At 48.4% G+C, this 20,000-nt stretch carries 15 protein-coding genes; 13 read left to right on the top strand and 2 right to left on the bottom strand.

The features are described from left to right. The 3 genes from HPY90_RS07085 to HPY90_RS07075 all read left to right on the top strand — a co-directional run bounded on the left by HPY90_RS07085 (position 1) and on the right by HPY90_RS07075 (position 5,590). Complete coding sequence (locus HPY90_RS07085) at positions 1-1,185, top strand: restriction endonuclease subunit S (RefSeq protein WP_287192890.1); 1,185 nt, start codon at positions 1-3, stop codon at positions 1,183-1,185. Then, positions 1,186-4,338: a type I restriction endonuclease subunit R gene (locus HPY90_RS07080; protein ID WP_287192886.1), complete on the top strand. Its 3,153-nt coding sequence runs from the start codon at positions 1,186-1,188 to the stop codon at positions 4,336-4,338. A 388-nt stretch (positions 4,339-4,726) separates the two neighbouring features. Then, positions 4,727-5,590, top strand: a complete 864-nt coding sequence (locus HPY90_RS07075; RefSeq protein WP_287192883.1) for a DegV family protein — start codon at positions 4,727-4,729, stop codon at positions 5,588-5,590. 97 nt (positions 5,591-5,687) lie between these two features. Here the strand turns inward: HPY90_RS07075 and HPY90_RS07070 are convergent, their stop codons facing one another. Further along, the gene (locus tag HPY90_RS07070) at positions 5,688-6,668 is read right to left on the bottom strand and encodes a tRNA 4-thiouridine(8) synthase ThiI (protein ID WP_287192880.1); all 981 of its coding nucleotides are present in this window, start codon (positions 6,666-6,668) and stop codon (positions 5,688-5,690) included. After that, the gene (locus HPY90_RS07065; protein ID WP_287192877.1) at positions 6,665-7,141 is read right to left on the bottom strand and encodes a 2-thiouracil desulfurase family protein; all 477 of its coding nucleotides are present in this window, start codon (positions 7,139-7,141) and stop codon (positions 6,665-6,667) included. The genes HPY90_RS07070 and HPY90_RS07065 overlap by 4 nt, the downstream gene beginning before the upstream one ends. Positions 7,142-7,759: 618 nt before the next feature. Here HPY90_RS07065 and HPY90_RS07060 point away from each other — a divergent pair. The 10 genes from HPY90_RS07060 (at position 7,760) to HPY90_RS07015 (ending at position 19,982) form a co-directional block, all read left to right on the top strand. Then, positions 7,760-8,125, top strand: coding sequence for a hypothetical protein (locus tag HPY90_RS07060; RefSeq protein ID WP_287192875.1), 366 nt, complete (start codon positions 7,760-7,762; stop codon positions 8,123-8,125). 388 nt (positions 8,126-8,513) lie between these two features. Next, positions 8,514-10,439, top strand: a complete 1,926-nt coding sequence (locus HPY90_RS07055; RefSeq protein ID WP_287192874.1) for a PAS domain S-box protein — start codon at positions 8,514-8,516, stop codon at positions 10,437-10,439. Continuing rightward, complete coding sequence (locus HPY90_RS07050) at positions 10,436-11,653, top strand: magnesium chelatase ATPase subunit I (protein ID WP_273698327.1); 1,218 nt, start codon at positions 10,436-10,438, stop codon at positions 11,651-11,653. The genes HPY90_RS07055 and HPY90_RS07050 overlap by 4 nt, the downstream gene beginning before the upstream one ends. 131 nt (positions 11,654-11,784) lie before the next feature. Then, positions 11,785-13,551 carry a vWA domain-containing protein gene (locus tag HPY90_RS07045; protein ID WP_287192871.1) on the top strand — a complete coding sequence of 589 codons (1,767 nt, stop codon included), beginning with the start codon at positions 11,785-11,787 and terminating at the stop codon, positions 13,549-13,551. 453 nt (positions 13,552-14,004) lie between these two features. Next, positions 14,005-15,174: a trypsin-like peptidase domain-containing protein gene (locus HPY90_RS07040; RefSeq protein ID WP_287192869.1), complete on the top strand. Its 1,170-nt coding sequence runs from the start codon at positions 14,005-14,007 to the stop codon at positions 15,172-15,174. Between the two features lie 123 nt (positions 15,175-15,297). Further along, positions 15,298-15,498 (top strand): DUF6485 family protein, encoded by a 201-nt coding sequence (locus HPY90_RS07035; protein ID WP_013175294.1) that lies wholly within the window; start codon positions 15,298-15,300, stop codon positions 15,496-15,498. Positions 15,499-15,522: 24 nt separating this feature from the next. Continuing rightward, positions 15,523-16,605 (top strand): 6-phosphofructokinase, encoded by a 1,083-nt coding sequence (locus HPY90_RS07030; protein WP_287192865.1) that lies wholly within the window; start codon positions 15,523-15,525, stop codon positions 16,603-16,605. A gap of 54 nt (positions 16,606-16,659) precedes the next feature. Further along, complete coding sequence (locus HPY90_RS07025) at positions 16,660-17,493, top strand: PH domain-containing protein (protein ID WP_287192863.1); 834 nt, start codon at positions 16,660-16,662, stop codon at positions 17,491-17,493. 125 nt (positions 17,494-17,618) lie between these two features. Beyond that, positions 17,619-18,677, top strand: a complete 1,059-nt coding sequence (gene ychF / locus HPY90_RS07020; protein WP_287192859.1) for a redox-regulated ATPase YchF — start codon at positions 17,619-17,621, stop codon at positions 18,675-18,677. A 120-nt stretch (positions 18,678-18,797) separates the two neighbouring features. Then, positions 18,798-19,982 carry a thiolase C-terminal domain-containing protein gene (locus HPY90_RS07015; RefSeq protein ID WP_013175290.1) on the top strand — a complete coding sequence of 395 codons (1,185 nt, stop codon included), beginning with the start codon at positions 18,798-18,800 and terminating at the stop codon, positions 19,980-19,982. Positions 19,983-20,000 lie beyond the last annotated feature (18 nt).

The following is a 20,000-nucleotide window of genomic DNA, read 5'->3' as shown; positions in this document are numbered from 1 at the left end:
ATGGCTTTGTTTTCTGATTACGTGACAATAGGAGAAATTGCTGATGTAAAGGGTGGCAAGAGGCTGCCTAAGGGCACTCATATACAAAATGAGCCAACAGCGCACCCTTACATACGAGTAGTTGATTTAACGGATTATGGTGTCGACAGGACTAATGTCAAATATATATCAAATTCTACTTATGAAAGGATAAAACAATATACAATTTCAAGTGAAGACTTGTATATTAGTATTGCTGGTACTATAGGAAGGGTAGGGATAGTACCGAAATGTCTGTCTGGGGCCAATTTAACAGAAAACGCTGCAAAGATAACAAACATTAACAAAGACTTTGATATACAGTTTTTACTTTATTGTTTGCGTAGCCCACAGGGACAAGCTGAAATTGCATCAAAGATTGTTGGCACTTCCCAACCTAAACTAGCTTTATTCAGAATTAAAGAAATCAAAGTACCTAGGATTCCTCTCCAAACTCAACGCAAAATTGCCGCCATCCTCTCTGCCTACGACGACCTGATTGAGAACAATAACCGCCGCATCAGAATTTTGGAAGAAGTGGCGCAATTGCTTTACCGGGAGTGGTTTGTGAAGTTCAGGTTCCCGGGCTACGAAAGGGTAAGGATGGTGGATTCGGAGCTGGGGCCGATACCCGAGGGGTGGGAGGTTAAGAAACTTGGTGATGTACTGGAGCTTGCTTACGGTAAAGCATTAAAGAAGAATGAGCGTAGAAAAGGGACGATACCTGTTTTTGGTTCTTCCGGTGTGATTGGATATCATGATGAATACTTGGTTAAAGGTCCAGGCATTATTGTTGGTCGAAAAGGTAATGTTGGTAGTGTATTTTGGAGTAATGAGAACTTTTATCCGATTGACACAGTCTTCTATGTTATTACAGAATTGAACTTACCGTATTGTTACTATGCTTTAAAGGAACAGAACTTTATAAATAACGATTCAGCAGTCCCAGGACTAAGTCGTAATCAAGCGTACCTAAATAGGATAGTGGTGCCAACCCAGGAAATACTTCAGAAGTATAATGATCACATTAATCCAATATTTAGCCAACTATATCTCTTGGATAAGAAGAACCTCATCCTCCGCCGTACCCGCGACCTGCTTTTGCCTAAACTCATCTCGGGCGAATTGAATGTGGAGGATCTGGATATTGCCGTAGGTGGTGATTAAATGAACCAGTACGGTGAAGATGCTTTGATTGAACAGCCTGCAATCGCCCTGTTCCAAGAGCTCGGCTGGGAGACTGTCAATTGCTTCCACGAAACCCTTGGCACATCGGGGACCCTCGGCCGGGAGACCACTTCCGAGGTGGTGCTGACCCGGTATCTACGTAATGCGCTGGAAACACTGAATCCCGACGCAGGTAGCGAGGCCATCAACCTGGCTATAGAGGAAATCGTCAGAGATCGCAGCAGTTTAAGTCCTGTCCAAGCCAACCGGGAGGTTTACAGACTCCTCAAGGATGGAGTGAAGGTTGCGTACAAGAACGCCGATGATGAAGAGACAGACGACGTAGTGAGAATTATCGACTGGAACGATCCGGGAAACAACCACTTTCTCCTCGCGTCACAGCTTTGGGTAACGGGTGAGATTTACAAGCGGCGCGCCGATCTTGTCGGCTTTGTCAACGGCATACCCTTGGTTTTTATCGAACTCAAATCCGCTTCCAAAAGGCTGGAGGATGCTTATAACAACAACCTAAAGGACTACAAAAATACCATACCCCAGATCTTCTGGTACAACGGTTTCATCATCCTGTCCAACGGTAGCCAGAGCCGCATCGGCAGCATGAGCGCGTCATGGGAGCATTTTGCCGAATGGAAGAAGATTAACAGCGAGGGCGAAAAAGGCGTTGTCTCCCTGGAAACTATGATTCGCGGAACCTGTGCTAAGGACAAGCTTTTGGACATTGTGGAAAACTTCACTCTGTTCAGCGATGCCGGCGGTTCACTGGTCAAATTGATCGCTAAGAACCACCAGTACCTCGGGGTGAACAACGCCATCGAAGCAGTGAAAAGGACGCGGGAAAACAAAGGCCGCCTGGGGGTGTTCTGGCACACCCAGGGTTCGGGTAAGTCTTATTCCATGCTTTTCTTCTGTCAGAAGATCCTGCGCAAAATTCACGGCAACTGGACATTTGTAGTCGTTACTGACCGGACGGAACTGGATGACCAAATATACAAGAACTTTGTAGCCGCAGGCGCGGTTATCGAACAAAGAATACAGGCTGAAAGCCGCGAGCACTTGAAAAGCCTTTTGGCAGAGAATCACCGCATGGTATTCACCCTCATCCAAAAGTTTCAAAGCGAAAGCGATGGCAAATACCCGAAGATAACCGACCGTGACGACATTATTGTTCTGGTTGATGAAGCCCACCGCAGCCAGTATGATACCCTTGCCGCCAACATGCGCTCTGCTATGCCGAACGCTTCCTTCATCGCCTTCACGGGCACTCCTCTTATGGCCGGCGAGGAAAAAACCAGGGAAGTGTTCGGAGATTATATTTCCATTTATAACTTCCGCCAGTCCATTGAGGACAGGGCTACCGTTCCTCTCTATTATGAAAACCGAATTCCTGAATTACAGCTTATCAATGAAAACCTGAACGACGACATTCAGGACATCATCGACAGTGCCGACCTCAGCGAAGATCAGGAAAAAAAGCTGGAACGGGAATTTGCCCGGGAGTATCACCTCATTACGCGTGATGACCGGTTGGAAACTATTGCCGAGGATATCGTCAAGCATTTCATGAACCGGGGCGAGATGGGCAAAGCGATGGTGGTGACCATCGACCGGTATACTGCCGTCAAGATGTATGACAAGGTGCGGAAGTATTGGCAAGGGTACATAGAGGAGCTGAACCGCCAACTTCTGGCCTGTCCTTTGGAAGAGATAACAGAAATAAGAAACAAACTGGACTACATGAAGGAAACCGATATGGCTGTGGTCGTCTCTTCTAGCCAGAACGAGGTTGAAGACTTTCAAAAAAAGGGCCTGGACATCCTGTCCCACCGCAAGCGCATGGTAACCGAGGACCTGGACAAAAAGTTCAAAGACCCCAATGACCTTTTACGGATTGTGTTTGTCTGCGCCATGTGGCTGACAGGCTTCGATGCCCCTGCCGTCAATACCATCTATCTGGATAAGCCCATGAAGAACCACACTTTGATGCAGACTATCGCCAGGGCGAACCGGGTATTTAAGGACAAAACCTGCGGCACCATAGTCGACTACATCGGAGTGTTCCGCAATCTGCAAAAAGCTCTTGCCATATACGCCAGCCCGGCAGCGGGCGGCTCAGTGGATACGCCGGTAAAAGACAAGACAGCCCTGGTCGATGAGCTTAAGAAAGCTGTTGCCGAAACAACCGCCTTTTGCCACGAAAAAGGCATTGACGTAGATAGACTCCTTGCTGCATCGGGGCTTGAGATGGTCGGGCTTTTGGATGATGCTGTGGAGCGCTTGGTGGTGAATGACCAAACCAAGCAGCAGTTTCAATCCTTGGCGGGGAATACGGTTAAACTCTACAAGGCTATATTGCCCGACCCTGAAGCTTCTGAATTTGCCAAGCAGAAGAATCTTTTCGCATGTATTTCCGATAAAATCAGAGCGCTGGCCCCGCCGGTTGACATCTCCGAAATTATGGATGATATTGAGGAAGTCCTTGACCGGTCTATTGCCAGTGAAGGATATGTCATCCAGGAAGACCCAGCTGGCTACAATGCAAAGGTAGACCTGAGCGAGATTGATTTTGAAGCCCTGCGGGAGTTTTTCGAAAAGTCGAGGAAACATACGGAAGTTGAAAAACTGAAAGGTTTAGTCAATGCCAAACTGAACAAGCTCGTGCGTCTTAACAAGAGCAGGATCGATTTTGCCGAGAGGTTCCAGAAGCTCATTGACGAGTACAACAGCGGCGCCCTGAATGTGGAATTGATGTTCGACAGACTGGTGGCCTTCGCCAAGGACCTCACTGAAGAAGAAAAGCGCGGCATGGCCGAGCAGCTCACCGAGGAAGAACTTGCCTTGTTTGATATCCTTATTAAACCTGAACCCCAATTGACTGAAAAGGACAGGTCGCAGGTGAAAAAGGTGGTCAGAGAGCTTTTAGTTACGCTGAAAAAGGAGAAGCTGGTCCTTGATTGGCGAAAACGGCAACAGACACGGGCCGCGGTATTGATTGCGATCCAGGATACACTGGACCGCGAACTCCCCAGAGCATACACCCCCAAAATATTTGAAGAGAAGTGCGTGCAGGTGTACCAGCATATTTACGACAGTTACTATGGGGCAGGGCAGAGCATATATAGTAGGGCCTGTTAAAGGGGTAAATACCAGCAATAGACATGAAAGGGAAAAGACTTGTTTCGTGCGGGGAAAAGGGCTAGAATCTTGTAAGTCATAGGATTGACAGTCAAGGAGGAGGCCAGGTGCTCCAAAATACTGCAGTCCGAGAGATATTCTGCAAGTCAGCCCTAAACAAGACCGGCATCCCGGGCTATCAGTACTGCATTAATCCGTATGTGGGCTGTGCCCATGCCTGCGTCTATTGCTACGCTTCCTTTATGTGCCGATTTACTAACCACCACGAGAGGTGGGGCAAATTCCTGGACGTTAAAGTAAACTGCTCACCATTTTTACATAATTGTAGAGACGCAACTGGATAAAATCATCATAAAAAGAGAAGAAGCGTCAAGGGAGGGGAGTGGAAATGATCAAGATAACCGCTGACAGCACCTGCGATCTTTCCCCGGAGATTTTAGAAAAACTAAACATTACGTTAACGCCTCTTTATATCCTTGTCGGCGATGAAATGTTTCGAGACGGGGTAGACATAAAGCCTGTGGACATATTCAGGTATGTTGACGAGCAAGGTAAAACGTGCAAGACTGCAGCGGTCAACGTGTACGATTACGTGTGTTTTTTTGAGGACATCTCGGCGAAGCATGAAGCAGTCATTCACATCTGCATCGGTTCGGGTTTTTCCTCTTGTTATCAAAACGCGGTTATCGCGGCTCAGGATTTCGACAATGTTTATGTCATCGATTCACGCAATCTTTCCACCGGGAGCGGGCATATCGTATACGAAGCCGCTTTGATGGCCCAGGAAGGCCTCGAACCGTCCGAAATCTGCCGCAGGTTAGAGGAATTGATTCCCAGGGTTGATACCAGTTTCGTAATTGATCGCGTAGATTATTTATACAAGGGAGGGCGCTGTTCTGGACTTGAAGCCATCGGAGCCAGGGTACTTAAGATAAAGCCATGCATTGAAGTCATAGACGGAAAAATGACGGTGGGCAGGAAATACCGGGGCAGTTTTGAATCCTGCCTTGAAAAGTATGTCAAGGACAGGCTGTTCGGCAACCAGGATATCGATTACAGCAGGATATTTATCACGCACTCCTTCTGTCCTAAACCCACAGTTGACAAGGTGAAAGAAGCTGTTCGTCGCTACGCTGATTTTGAAGAGATCCTAGAGACTGACGCCGGGTGCACGGTCTCAAGCCATTGCGGGCCTTATACCCTGGGGATTCTATATATGCGCAAGAGCAAAAAGGAAAAACCAATGGGATAATACTAGGCTCTCTTCAAATTCGAATACAACGTGGTTTGCGTATGACCTAATGCCAGGATATCAGCAGGGATTTTCTCCCTGTTAACAGTGACTGCCCTCATATAGAGGCAGGAGTGTCTGACGGGGCGAGGGGAGACACGGTTATTTCCTCCTCGGATCCTATTGGTTGCCGAATCTGAACCAAGGCTAGGCCCGCTTCTCTTGCATCACTGTAACGAGCAACGATCGCGGCGGCTTCAGTCAGTTCTTCGCGGGAAGCCCTTGTAGCCACCCTCAATAGACCTGTGGGCCCGGGATAGGCCTTAACCTTCAGCAAGTAGTCGCTAGGCTTAGCCAAGGACTGGATTCTGCTGTTCTCCTCCTGATTTCTTCCTACCACCAATAGGGAACTAGCCGACAGGTAGATGTGTCGCCCACAGCGCAAGATATACATGTCGTCTGCCTTAGATTCGGGATAAGCATTCATAAACTTCTGCAGCCGCCGTGAAAAGTTCTCTTGCGTGAGCAAACACCCGCCGGCCGGTGACGGGTAATCGTTTAGACCGTACTTCTCGGCAAGCTCCATCTGGCGCAGCCGCGAACGCCCGCATATATCAAGAAGCCGTTCCCGGTCCACCCATCCTTCGAGTTCAGGAATGGTTGGCGGCAGTAGCTTGGCGGATAAAGGCCTCAGGATGTATCCTTCATAACCCGAGAGCTTCTCCACCTGACGCAAAGCCGCCTTGTTCTGGCTCTTGGGTCTTTGCCCGAGCACTTCCCCAGTTACTATGAATTTGGCCCCTATATCATCCATAAGATGCCCGGTATGTTTCAGCATGAACCCATGGCAATCGGTACAGGGATTCATGTGTTTACCATACCCGTAACGGGGGTTCTTAAGAACTTCCAGGTATTCGTCCGACCTGTCTAGGACCAGCAGTTCAATTCCCAGGTTTCGTGCCGCCTCGGCAACGTGCTCATCACCACCGAAGAAGGGGGTCTTAAAGTGTGCCCCGACAACCTCAATCCCTTGCTCCTTGACGACACAGACAGCTAACTGCGAGTCTAACCCGCCGGAAAACAAGCTCACCGCCTTCATAAACCTTCTTTCATCTCCTCTTGCCGTAGCAAAAACTCTTCGTCGTTCATTATTGCCAAGCCGTACTCTTTTAGCAGTGCGGAAGTGACACCATTTCCTCCCCTTAAATTACCGCTAAATGTTCCGTCATAAACCTGTCCGACCCCACAGGATGGGCTGCGAGATTTCAATACGGCCACAATGGCTCCCGCGTCTCGCGCAATACGAAGGGTTTCTTCTGCTCCTCTAAGAAAACAAGGAGTCACGTCTCTGCCTTCTTTGGTGATTACCCTAGCTAAGCCTTTCAAAACCGAGCTTCCATCCCCTCCAACTATTTCGGCGGGCGAACGGGGCACCGGTAATCCACCCAGTCTCTCAGGGCAAGCGACAACCGCTTTTCCTTCTTTATACAATTTGTAGAACACTGGATGATAGTGACTCGTTCCCTTGTAAGTGCATTTGCATCCGCAAAGACATGCGCTAATCAGTATCAAAAAACGCCACCTCGAAATCGGGATCTCGATGATGCTTTATTGTATAGTTAATACAGGCGAATTACAAGTTTTCCCTTAGGGACACATAGGAGGTATTATTACATTAATTGCGAATAAGTCAGTGGAGCAGGGAAAAAGTAGAGGGGCAAAAAAATAGGCTCTGCATTGAGCCTGTTTAAGAAGTGCAAATTACGGTTTTCACTAATTAAATTTTAGCACGTCAAACTGCTCTTGTAATGGCCCATGACCTATCCGGACGCTTGTGAGGGATAGTTCGCAAAGTAACAATCCTAACAGGCAAGGAAGATTGTATGAAATGACAAAACCCCTGTTACCCCCCTTTTTTTACACCACTTTGTTAGGAAAAGACACTTAACCAACAGTTCATCCTACTAAAGCGGCATATTACGCCTTAATAATGACTATGCTATACTACAAGAAACTACCGAATCCGTTAATACGGTGACCTTTCGAGGACGGTTTGGTTCTAGCGCATTTGCGTGCTATATTCTAGACAGGGGGTAAGTTGCATTGGAGGTGAGGCTAAGTTACTACAACTGAATCCATCCCCAGGCACACCAACTACCGATGGTGAATGGGTTGCAGTGGGGGGGACAAATGATGACCAAGTTTCAGGTCATATTTCTGCTGGTGGCTATGATGTATCTGGTAGCCAAGGTAATCTTGGGCTTCATCATTTACCTAGTCACTTTGCAGATTGAGGCCGCCGCTCGAGAAAGGCAGCGTAAAAGGCGGACGTACCTATCACGGGTGCGGGCGAGAGATAGGGAATTATACAAGGAAGCCTATCAGTGGTATCAGAAAAGGAATGCAGAAACTGCCACGGTTGTACCCCTGCCGGTTCCCGAACCCGAAGTCGAAGAGGCGCATCCCGTCAGTGCTCAGATTCCCAAGAAACGCGATGCTCAAGAGAAAACGCGTCTTGCTGAAAGGGAACGCCTGCGGGAGATTTACGAGTACTAAGTGGGTTCTTAGCTTTGCTTCAGAAAGAAGTGTAAATTATGGTTTTCACTGGACACGAGCAATTAGAGATATCCAAAAAATTAAGACCATTCACCATCGACTCGGTTGGTTGCCCCAACCACGAGACAAAGCAGCCGGTCATGTTCAACCGCATACATGCCCGGCTGTTTCTTTCATCGGGCATCGAGCTCCCCGAGCTCCTTATTTACATATACATATGCCTAGGCGGGGCCTTTGTACATACATAAAACACATAGGCGGTATATCTACATAAACGAAAGAAAGGAAGTGCGTTGTAGAACGTTTGTTCGCTAGGGGCGCAAAAGGGTTTAATGGAACCAGGTTAGTGAATGTTGTCACTAATACTAAGAGTAAGGGGGGACGGAACATGCCGCAAACAAAATTCGGGTTCAAAAACATGCTGGACGGCATAGCTGAACCGGTCTTAGCTTTGAGGAAGAACCTTCAGGTTGTTTATTGCAACCAAGCGTATGCCGATTTGGTCGAATTACCGGTTGGGGAATTGGAAGGAAGTAACCTTTTTGATGCTGTCCCCGGGTTGAGAGATACCCCTTGTCACAACACTTATTTAGAAGTGCTAGCCACTGGAGAAATCAAACAGATAACCACTTCGTACGGTTACCGTTATTTCAGGGAAAGAGTGTACGGAACTTCTTGGGGTTTGGTTTCGATATTTCAGGATGTTACCGAGGACGAACGGATTCACAGATTGCAGACCCGTGAAAGCGGAGATTTTCGAGCCTTGCTCGAAGCAGTTAATGACGCTTTGCTCATTCATGACGCCTATACTGGAGAAATCATATTGGCCAACGACAAGGCATCGGAAATGTTTGTTTACCGACGTGAACAATTGTTGGGAATGAATATCACTGATCTGGTGAGCGGGCAAGTCCCTTACACCAAAGAGGAGTTTGCCCAGCTTATAAAGAGGGCCTTTTATTCACAGGTCAGTCCGTTTGAGTGGGAAGCCAAAGATAAAGGGGGCAGGACGTTCTGGATCAAGGTTAAACCGAGCCGCATCTCTATGGGAAGCGACGAACGAATACTCACTGTTATCCAGGACGTAACCGAGGCACGCCAGCTGAAAGCAGCGTTGAAAGAAAGTGATGAGCGTTACCGGAATCTCTTCGATAACGCCCGAGACATGATTTTTGCTCATGATTTGGAGGGCAATTTTCTCTTCGTTAACCGAGCAGCAGAAAAGATTACAGGGTACTGGCGTGACGAGTTACTCAAGATGAACATCGAACAACTGGTCGTACACGATTACTCCCAGCTTTTGCGTTCCATGATTTATCGTAAAAAGACCAAGCAAAAGGAGAACACCTATGAACTAGAAATTAGCACTAAATACCAGGAACGGGTAGTTCTCGAGATAAGTGCGTGGCCGGTGTATAAAATGGGGAAACCTGTAGCTATTCAAGGAATAGCGCGTGACATCACCCAGCGCAAGCTTACCGAAGCGGCCTTGGCAGAATCAGAATACAGCGCGCGAATCATACTTGATCAGTTCCCCGATGCAGTTCTCGCTATTAACCACGAAGGTAAGGTGGTTATATGGAACAAAGCAATGGAAGAAATGACCGGGGTTAAAGCCGAGGAAATGCTGGGCAAGGGTGATTACGAGTATGGGATCCCGTTCTACGGCATCAAACGACCACTTATGGTGGATGTGGTCCTTAATCCGGAGGAAGTAGCAAAGTATTACAAGATATTTCAATATGAGAATTACAACCTTATTTCTGAGTTTGATGTCCCCAAACTCAAAGGGAAAGCCCAGTACTTGTGGGGAACCGCAGCTCCTCTACGAAATAACAGTGGAAGCATGATCGGCGCGGTAGAAAGTTTAAGAGAAATAACTGCCCAGCGCAAAATCCAAGAACAAAAGGAAGCGACTTTACGAGGAGAAGTGGAGCAGCTAACTTTCATCTTGAACAGTATTGGTTTACCTGTTGGGATGTGTAATACTCAAGGAGTGATAGCCTTAGCCAACCGCGCCTTCGAAGAAAAGCTAGGATACGATCACGGGGAACTCTTAGAAAAGGATGTTTCCTCTTTGCTTGCCGAAAAGCAGGTCTCTGCTCCCAAAGAGGAACTGGCACGACGCCTGGCGACAGGGACAGAAGGTGAGTATGTTTTGGTCTTGAAAAAGAAGGATGGTACTGAGTTACAAATGAAAGTCAAGACAGTACCTGTCGAGCAAAACGGTGCCGTAACCAAAACCCTGATTCTGGCCCAGTTTGCAGGGGAACAGGTAGGTGAAGACCGACTTGACGGAGGTGACGCCCAATGAAACGTTACGCTGAATTATCGAGGCACGATGGCAACCAGACTCTTTTTGATCTCGTAGAAATGTCGATAGCGTCCACTTATTTCGGGGAACCTTTTCACATACATGCAGAAGGCTTGCGGGGTACAGGTAAGACCACTATTATGCGGGCAGCCAGGGATATACTGCCGACCATTACCCGTATCAAAGGATGCTTGTACAATTGTAACCCGTCTGATCCTCACTGTCCTAACCACCGAGGTTTGTCTTCTGAGGAAATCGCAGAACTCGGGGTAGAACAGATTATGATGCCTTTGTTGGAGATATCCCACTCGGCAAAAGTAGGTACAGTAGCCGGGAGTATAGACCTAGCAAAGATTACCGATCCCAACATGCCGGAAGCAGCTCTGCTCCCCGGAATCCTTCCCCAAGCTCATCGGGGAATCATTTTTATTGATGAAATCAATCGTTTGGCAGATACCTCGCCCGAGATAACAGATATACTGTTGGACGTCATGGGGCAAAAGCCAGGAAGGCTTCAGATTGAAGAAGCTGGATTGCCAGTGGTTGAGATACCTTTAGCCGTCACCATATGGGCTGCTTCCAACCCGGACGAAGAACCGGGACCATTGGAAGAAGTAAGACGACAGCTTTCAGACCGCTTCGATATGGTGTTTTACATGGGACGACCTGCCTCGGTAGAGGTAGTAGCAGAGATCCTGTCAAAGTCTACTAAGTCAAGCCGGGCAAACGAAGATGCCGCGGCAGAACAGGTTCACGAGGAGTATCGCAGGCGGATATTGGAGATAGCCGAAGGCTATGCTAAAGCTGAACTTCCTGATTTCTTGCGAAACTTTGTTGCCAGGATTTACGTTAAGCATAACCTTGAAAGTCTGCGGGCTATCGAGGCTATACAACAGGGGGCTTTGCTCTACAGTTTGCTTAAGAAACGTAAACAACCCACTGTGGCCGATGTGGTAGAAATGGTACCTTTAGCCTTAAAGCACAGGGTAGAAGGCGATACCCTGGTCAAAATAATGAACAGTCTCGAAGCCAGGTCTCCTAAGGAGAGCATTTTGAGCCTGCGCGACAAGACTGGATTGGGCAAACAGCGCGTTCCGGAAAAGGAGCAAGAAGAAACAGACGATACCTTCTTAGGGGGAGCCAGGCGCATCAAGGATATGAGCCGCAGCGAATTGATCGCTACTGAAAAGACTTTGAACCCGCAAGATTTCTAAATAACCTTGAAAATCGATTTATATAGTTAAGCTGATGCAGTGCACCGAACTACCAATGCCTCTGGGAAATTTTTGTTGAACCACGGCAAAGAACCACAGAGGCAGAAACCGGTTGGGGAGTGATGACGAGAATGAGGATGGAAGAAAAAAACGAAGCGTTTGACACTGCCAGCTTGGTAGGGAATTATCTCGGTATGTATTTTGAGAAGGAGCAGGGGGTGAGGCTAGGAGAGAGTGCCGTAGTGAGCCTCAAAGCCCACACCCAAGTACCAGGACGGAGGGGCCATGTACGAATTCTTTTGAACCGAGATGCGGGCAAAACGTACCGTGGGTTCGTGGATACTGGGCAAGTGGTACACATCGACGTTTATCACTCGCCGGGAACACTAGACCCTAGGCAGGTATCCAGGCATGTTTTTCGGGCCATCGAAACTCATTTGACTAACCTGGACCCCAGCCTGCAGTTCAATGAAGAAGAAAAGATGAAAAACGTTCTGGAATACGCTCTTAAGATTGAGGTAGTTACAAAGTCCGGACGCGGTTTGGTTTATCAACTGTCTCAAGGGGAACTTCAACCGGTAACCGGAGCCGAGGCCAAACTGAATCACGTTCACATCTTGGCCAGCCTCACACGCGAAAAGTACGGGATTATTCTTCCTATAGTCCAGGCCGTGGAAGAAGCTGTTGAGGAGGCTGGACTTCAACTTGGTAAAGTCAAGAGAATCGTTCATACCAGGGAAAAGAACAAACAAGAAAACCTAGCCGGATATCTAATTCTGCCCTGGAAGAAAAAGGGTGGAGAATACAGCCCGTTATTGTTGCGTGAAAACCAAAACCAGTTGCTTCTGAAGCTGGTTGAAAAGTTCGCCAGCGCGGAGGAGTTACAGGAGTTTCTTGAAAGTTATGGTAGCAACATCTTCAAACGCAAGAGCAGGGAGGAACAAAAACGCAAAGTAGGGGACTTAGACGAATACCTGGAACAGCTTGAGGACCTCGAGATTCTCAAGAAAAGTCTGTTTGGGCCGGTTTTGACCAAGGAAGGCAAGGAACTCATCCAATACTTGTCCCAGCACAAGTGCGACATCGAGGCTGAAATTAGAAGGAGCATTCGCAAGTCTCCCGGAAGGTCCAGGTATTACCACAGGATTGGAAAAGGGGAAAAAACGGCCTCCGCTGTGCAGTTTACGAATCGCAATAAAACCGTCCCCCTCGCCCAAAGTCCCCAAACCGGCGACTTAGCAGTCCCCGAAACTATTATCCAGGCCAAAAAAGGCTGCTTTCTCCGGGGAGAAAAACATTTTACTATACGCAAAGAAGATATGCGCATCTACGACCGCCGGGCTTACGTGCCAATCGATGTCTGCCTCTTGATTGACGCCAGTGCCAGTATGGCCGGAGATAAGCGCCAGGCCGCGTGCTACCTGGCCGAACATCTCCTGCTTACGGGCAGAGAAAAAGTGGCAGTAGTCATATTCCAGCAAACAAAAGCCAAAGTCGTTGTCCCGTTCACCCGCAACCACAAGTTGCTCACCAAAGGGTTGGCCAGCATACGACCGGAAGGGCTTACCCCGCTGGCAGACGGCATCGCCACCAGCCTCAAACTCATTAAATCTTCGCGAGTAAGCAACCCTTTACTGGTCCTTATTACCGACGGAATGCCCAATTTCCCGTTATGGACAGTAGATGCGAGGGAAGACGCTCTGACTGCTGCCAAAAAAATCGCGAATACAAAAATCAAATTTGTCTGCATTGGTTTGGAGTCCAACAAAGTCTTTCTCAACGAGTTGGCTGCCCGTGCCCACGGCACTCTCTATGTAGTAGACGACCTCAACCGTAACACCTTAATTGACATCGTACGTTACGAAAAGAGGGTAACCGCACAAGCATACAAAGAATAGATGTTTCCTACTAACGAGATGAGCCTGCCGGAGCTTAAAATAGGTGGAACCACCGGGCCCAGAAATCCTGGGCCTGTTTCTTTTTTGCAAGCCGATTGACGTTCATTGACCTTCATTTGAGGGGTTTGATGTTTCCTCTCTGTTTATGCTCCGCCATAAGAACCAGCCCGCATGTAAACACTTGTTTAAGACGAGTCTCCGTAGCCATAACCTGTTTACGCGTCTGCTTTCGGCGGTTGGATTGACGGGCATCGGTTGTGTATATTCATGCAATTTATTCATCGCTGTGCTGTGTATAAATATGCATTCTCGGGAAAGACGGTTATAGTTTATAGGTAGCCGAGCAAAGAAAGGGGAGGCGGTGGCACCTCCTCAGTTTAACAAAAGTGTGGTAAAATTCATCAAGGATAAACCTGTTAGTTCTCTTGGTGCAAGGGAAGGAGGTTCAGTGCTTTGGCTAATGTAAAGAGCTCAAGTGTTCTTAGATTTTTGGTCGTCCTGGTTCTCGGAGTTTTTATTGGCGCATTGATAGGGGTAAATATGCCCGATCAACTGGTCGACTGGAAGGGTAATGGTAACCAGTCCAGACAGCTGGCAGCCCAGGAATCGAGCGAAACAACCAAGTATGTGGTCATGGGTCCGAGCGGCATTGCTGACATGGTGGAAAAGGTTAGCCCAGCCGTTGTCAATATTGAGACGACTGTGCGCGTAGACAACGGTTATGTTGACCCGTTTTTTGACGACCCGTTTTTTAGAGAGTTTTTTGGCGATAGGTTCGGTATATCTCCCCGGTCTACTTATGAAACAGGTATTGGTAGCGGTTGTATTATTTCATCTGACGGGTACGTTTTGACCAACCAGCACGTGGTAAACAACGCCGTGAAAATCATGGTCACGGTTGCCGGTTTTGACCAGCCTATTCCGGCGACAATAGTTGGACAGGATTATGAGCTGGACCTTGCGGTTCTCAAACTTCAGAAAAAGGCCACCTATACTGCGCTGAAGATGGGAGATTCAGACCGGATTAGGGTGGGAGACTGGGTTATAGCCATAGGGAACCCTTATGGCTTGGATCACACTGTTACCGCCGGAGTCATCAGTGCCAAAGGGCGTCCGGTTACCATAGGCGATCGTCAATACCGGAACCTGATTCAAACTGATGCCGCTATTAATCCCGGCAACAGCGGCGGGCCTCTTTTGTCAGCGAGTGGAGAGCTTATAGGTATTAATACGGCAGTTAATGCTTCGGCCCAAGGGATCGGCTTTGCTATCCCCATTAATACGGCGAAGCAGGTTCTGGATCAACTGATTAGTAAAGGAAAAGTCGAAAGGGCATACATGGGAATAGGGGTTAGCGAAATAACTGCAGATACTGCCAATAGCCTCGGGCTCAGTACCACCAAAGGAGTTTTGGTGGCCCAAGTCTATTCGGGGACCCCTGCCGAAAAGGCCGGTTTACACACCGGGGACGTTATAACGGCTATTGACGGAAAAACAGTGAATAACTATGACGGGCTGAAAACTATCCTCGATACCAAGAAAGCTGGACAAACAATAACGGTTAAGGTGATTCGCAACGGTAGTACAAAAGAACTACCGTTGACTTTGGCGGCCAAGCCTTAAGAAGAGCGGCCTTTCAGGCAAGCATCAAATACACGAGGGGAACTATATTATTACTTGGGTGGGTAAACCACCCTTTTATCTTTTATAATAAGTGTTGATGGATGCGCGGAAAGAGGTGAAATCGTGAAGGAGTGTAACCAAGAAAAACTGGCACTTACCTGTACGTGCACTTATGAAGTCTGTCACCGCAAAGGCAAGTGTTGCGAATGCGTGGCCTATCATCGGCGTCGTAATGAAGTGCCTGGCTGCTTTTTCCCGCCAAGTGTTGAACGTACTTATGATCGCTCCTATCGCCGTTTCATTCAGGCTTGCCAGGAAAGGTAAGTAGAGGAAAAAGGAGTGAGAGGAATGCATCGGATCGGAGTCATTACAGGGGGTGGAGATTGTCCTGGACTCAATGCCGTGGTCAGGGCCGTAACCAAGTCTGCAATCAACCTTTACGGCTGGGAAGTCATTGGATTTGAAGACGGGTTTAAAGGCTTGGTCGAAAATCGCTACCGCATCTTAGACCTGCAGGCCGTCTCCGGGATCCTTCACCGCGGTGGCACTATCCTCGGAACGACGAACCGGGATAACCCGTTCAATTTCCTCATCGAGGAAAACGGCCAAAAAGAGTTTCGAGATATGTCGGCGGTAGTCCTGGAAAACCTTGACCGGCTCGGCATTGATGCTTTGGTAGTAATCGGCGGGGACGGAAGTCTCAATATAGCGTACCAGCTGCATCAAAAAGGGGTCAAAGTGGTCGGGGTCCCCAAAACCATTGATAACGACCTTTCAGCTACCGATCTCACCTTTGGTTTTCATACGGCCGTAGCCACAGCTATGGATGCACTAGACCGCCTACATACTACTGCGGAATCTCACCACCGGGTAATGGTTCTCGAAGTGATGGGGAGGTACGCGGGATGGATCGCTTTAGCTGCAGGGATAGCCGGGGGAGCCGATGTTATACTCATACCCGAAATACCATTCAAGCTGGAGAAGATCTGTGAAAAAATCGAAGAGCGCACGTTGACTGGCAAGAAATTCAGCATTATAGTGGTTGCTGAAGGAGCCAAGCCTGAAGGCGGGGAAATGGTTGTTCAAAAAATAGTTCCTGAGAGCCACGATCCCGTGAGGCTGGGTGGAATAGGTAATAAGGTAGGTGAGGAGATAGAAAGATTGACCGGGAAGGAAACACGGGTTACGGTTCTCGGTCACCTACAAAGAGGTGGCAGCCCTAACGCCTTTGACCGCATCTTATCCACTAGATATGGAGTAGCGGCAACAAAAGCTCTGAAAGCTGGCAATTATGGAAGCATGGTTAGCCTGCAAGGCTCGGTCGTAACCACCGTGCCTCTCGAAGACGCAATTGGCGAGTTGAAAAAGGTCCCGGTTGATCATGAAATGATTCAGGTTGCCCGGGCCGTGGGGATCAGCTTTGGGGATTAACCCAAGATTAAGGTATAAAGAGTAAAGTACTTATGTTTTAAGGAGGAGTCAGAGTTGAACTACAAGCCGAACAAGACTGTAGGAGTTCTAGTTGGGTTGTTGTTGGGGGTTCTCGGCTTCGGATCCGTCATCTGGGCTATTAACTTTTCCTTAGTGCAACCTGATGAACGCACTTTGAAGTTCCTACTCCTAGTGCCGATATACCTGTTTGCTCTTTTTTTCTTGTACATACTGTGGGGCCTACTTACTCTTACCTATACAGTTGGTGAGAGCGAATTCATTATCAAGTGGGCCACCCGCAGGATCAGGATCCCGTGGTCGGAAATAACCGATATTATTAGGGTAACTGGGACCAAAAACCTGGCCAACCTCAGCGGAATCAGCTGGCCAGGATACATGGTAGGCAACTACACCTTAAAGGGGTTGGGCGTGGTCAAGATGTATGCTACCAGAGTCAAGGGGAACGTGATTGTGCTCGCAACTCCCCGTGGCAACTTCGCCGTCACTCCGGTTGACGAAGCAGGGTTCTTGCTTGAAGTATCTCGCCGTTCAGGGCAAGAGGCCAGAGAAATCAACTGCGACGGCTTGAGCGAAGAAGTACGAGGCAAGTTACTAACCGAAGATATAGTCTATATGAGCCTGTATGTCCTGAATCTGGTCATCCTTTTGGGTGTAATCCTTTACCAGGCTATGTTCTTCCCGGGGTCAGGAGCTTCGCGAACGGTGGTCCTGTTACCCGCTTTAGGAGCGGGGGTGCTGGTTTTCAACATCGGAAACGCAAGCCGGGCATATCAGTTCATTCCTGCGGCAGCTTATCTTATCTGGGGACTTAGCCTCTTAATAATGATGACGTTCCTGGTTCTGTCAGTAGTTACAATATCGTTCTAATAGACTCTAATATGGAAGATAAATACCACTATATGACAGAGTAGTTTACTATAGTTCTATTATGTTAACTTGGTGTCGTTTCTAATATCTATGGCTCTGTTTTCGGAATAGAAAGGGAGGTACGTATGCAGCTCGGGCTCGTCGGCTTGCCCCAATCGGGGAAGACGACTCTTTTTCAACTATTGACCGAAGCGCGAGGTAATGGAGCTTACGGTGCCAGGATTGAGAAAGCGGTGGTGCGGGTACCTGACAGGCGGGTCGACTTCTTGGCGCGATTGTACCAGCCTCGCAAGACGACTTACGCACAGCTGGAAGTCATCGACATCCCCGGCTTGGTTCCGGGCTCGGAAAAAGAAGCTAGTGTTTTCTTGCAGTCTGTAAGAGATACCGATGCACTGGTTCATGTGGTTCGCGCTTTTGCAGATGATAATGTTCCGCATCTTGAGGGCAGTATAGATCCGTTAAGGGATCTCGAGTTCATCGAATACGAGTTATTGCTGGCCGATCTGGATCTGGTAGAAAAAAGAATAGATCGCATCAAGCAAGGCAAGAAAAGAAACGAAGCTGAACTTAACTGGCTGCAACGCGTAAAGAAGATGCTGGAAGAAGAAACTCCTATATCGAACATCACCTTTTCCTCAGAAGAACAAGCCTGGCTTAGGACCTACCAGTTTCTAACGGCAAAGCCGATCCTGGTAGCTCTGAACCTCGATGAAGCAAGTTTTCAGGATGGGATATATCCCCACAAACAGGAGATACTGGACTATGTTGGCCGCCGAGGAATCCCCTTGGTATTGATCTCGGCAAAACTAGAGTCAGAGATTGCCGAGTTGGAAGGCGAGGAACGAGAACTGTTCATGCGCGATATGGGTATAAGTGAGCCGGGAATAGTCCGCTTAGCCCAAGCTGCTTACCGCTTGCTCGGCCTTATCTCGTTTTTCACAGTAGGGGAAGACGAGGTGAAAGCTTGGACCATAGTTCAGGGAACACCCGCTCGCAAGGCAGCAGGAAAGATACACTCCGACATAGAACGGGGCTTTATCAGGGCCGAGGTAGTAAAGTATGAAGATTTGGAGGCCTGTGGAACGATGGCCCGAGTAAGAGAAAAAGGTTTGTTCCGGCTTGAGGGTAAAGATTACCTGGTGCAAGATGGCGATATCATCCACTTCAGGTTCAACGTATGAATCTAGATTCATTAGAAGGATTCGGCAACATAAACTAGAAACATCTACTTGAAGCCAACAGCGTGGTGATGGCAAAACGATTGTTGCTCTTTCTGGCAATAGAGGAGAGGGGGAGTCGAGATGAAACTAAGAGGGGTAGCAGCCATTACCGGAGTGGGAGAGCTAAAGCCTTCTCGAGATGCTGAAGGCAAAACCACTCTCGGTCTCTTAGCTCAATCGGCCAGCCTGGCCTTGCGGGACGCGGGCCTCACCAAGAATGACATCGATGGGCTGATAGTTGGGCCCCCGACTGAAGACCCGGCTTTCATGTGGCCGCAGCAGGTAGCAGAATATTTACAATTATTCCCATCATTTTTGGATCTGATTGAAATGGGAGGGGCTAGCGCCACCGGTGCGATCCGGCGGGCAGCGATGGCTATTGCTACTGGTCAATGCCGGCATGTGCTTTGCCTGACCGGTGGAGTTTGGAATACCGGTATTTTCAATACACTCGAAGCCAGAAGAGCGGTAATGTCCACCATTGAGGCTGAGTTCGACTTGCCATACGGACCGATGGGATTTAATTCCGCCTACGCGCTTGCTGCCCAAAGACACATGTACCAGTACGGGACTAAGCCCGAACAACTGGCCAAAATCGCTGTGGACCAGCGCTTCAACGCTTGTGCGTGTCCGGAAGCGCTTTTTTACGGTCACCCTCTAACTGTAGAAGAAGTCCTGTCTTCTCCGGTTATCGTTTCACCTTTGCATTTATTTGAAATAGTCAGGCCGTGCAGCGGTGCCAGCGCAGTTGTGGTTTCTGCTGCGGAAGTCGCAAAGGATATGCCCCAACCGCCGGTATACATTTTAGGGACAGGGGAGTTCTGCACCCATAATTCTATAGCCCAAGTGCCGGACATTACCGTTACTCCCATCAAGTACTCGGCCGAAACCGCATACAGGGAAGCAGGGGTTAGTCCCAGCGATGTCGATTTCGTGTCGGTTTATGATTGCTACACTATAACCGTACTCCTGACTCTGGAAGATGCAGGGTTCTGCCCGAAAGGGGAAGGGGGACCTTTTGTAGAGACTACAGATCTTACTTACAAAGGAAAGCTGCCTTGTAACACACACGGAGGGCAGCTCTCTTGGGGCCAGCCTTCATATGCTGGCGGGATGTCTCACGTAACGGAGGCGGTAAGACAGATAAGGGGAACAGCTGGCCTAAGACAAGTAAAGCGGAATGAACTGTGCTTTGTCAACGGTAACGGCGGAGCCTTAAGCCAGCAATGCAGCCTCATCTTAGGGAAAAGCGCCCATAGGGTTTAAAATCTTCAGCGCATGACG

The organism is Syntrophothermus sp., from assembly GCF_013314835.1.
GTDB lineage: Bacteria > Bacillota > Syntrophomonadia > Syntrophomonadales > Syntrophothermaceae > Syntrophothermus > Syntrophothermus lipocalidus.
This window is presented reverse-complemented; position numbering and strand designations above follow the sequence as displayed.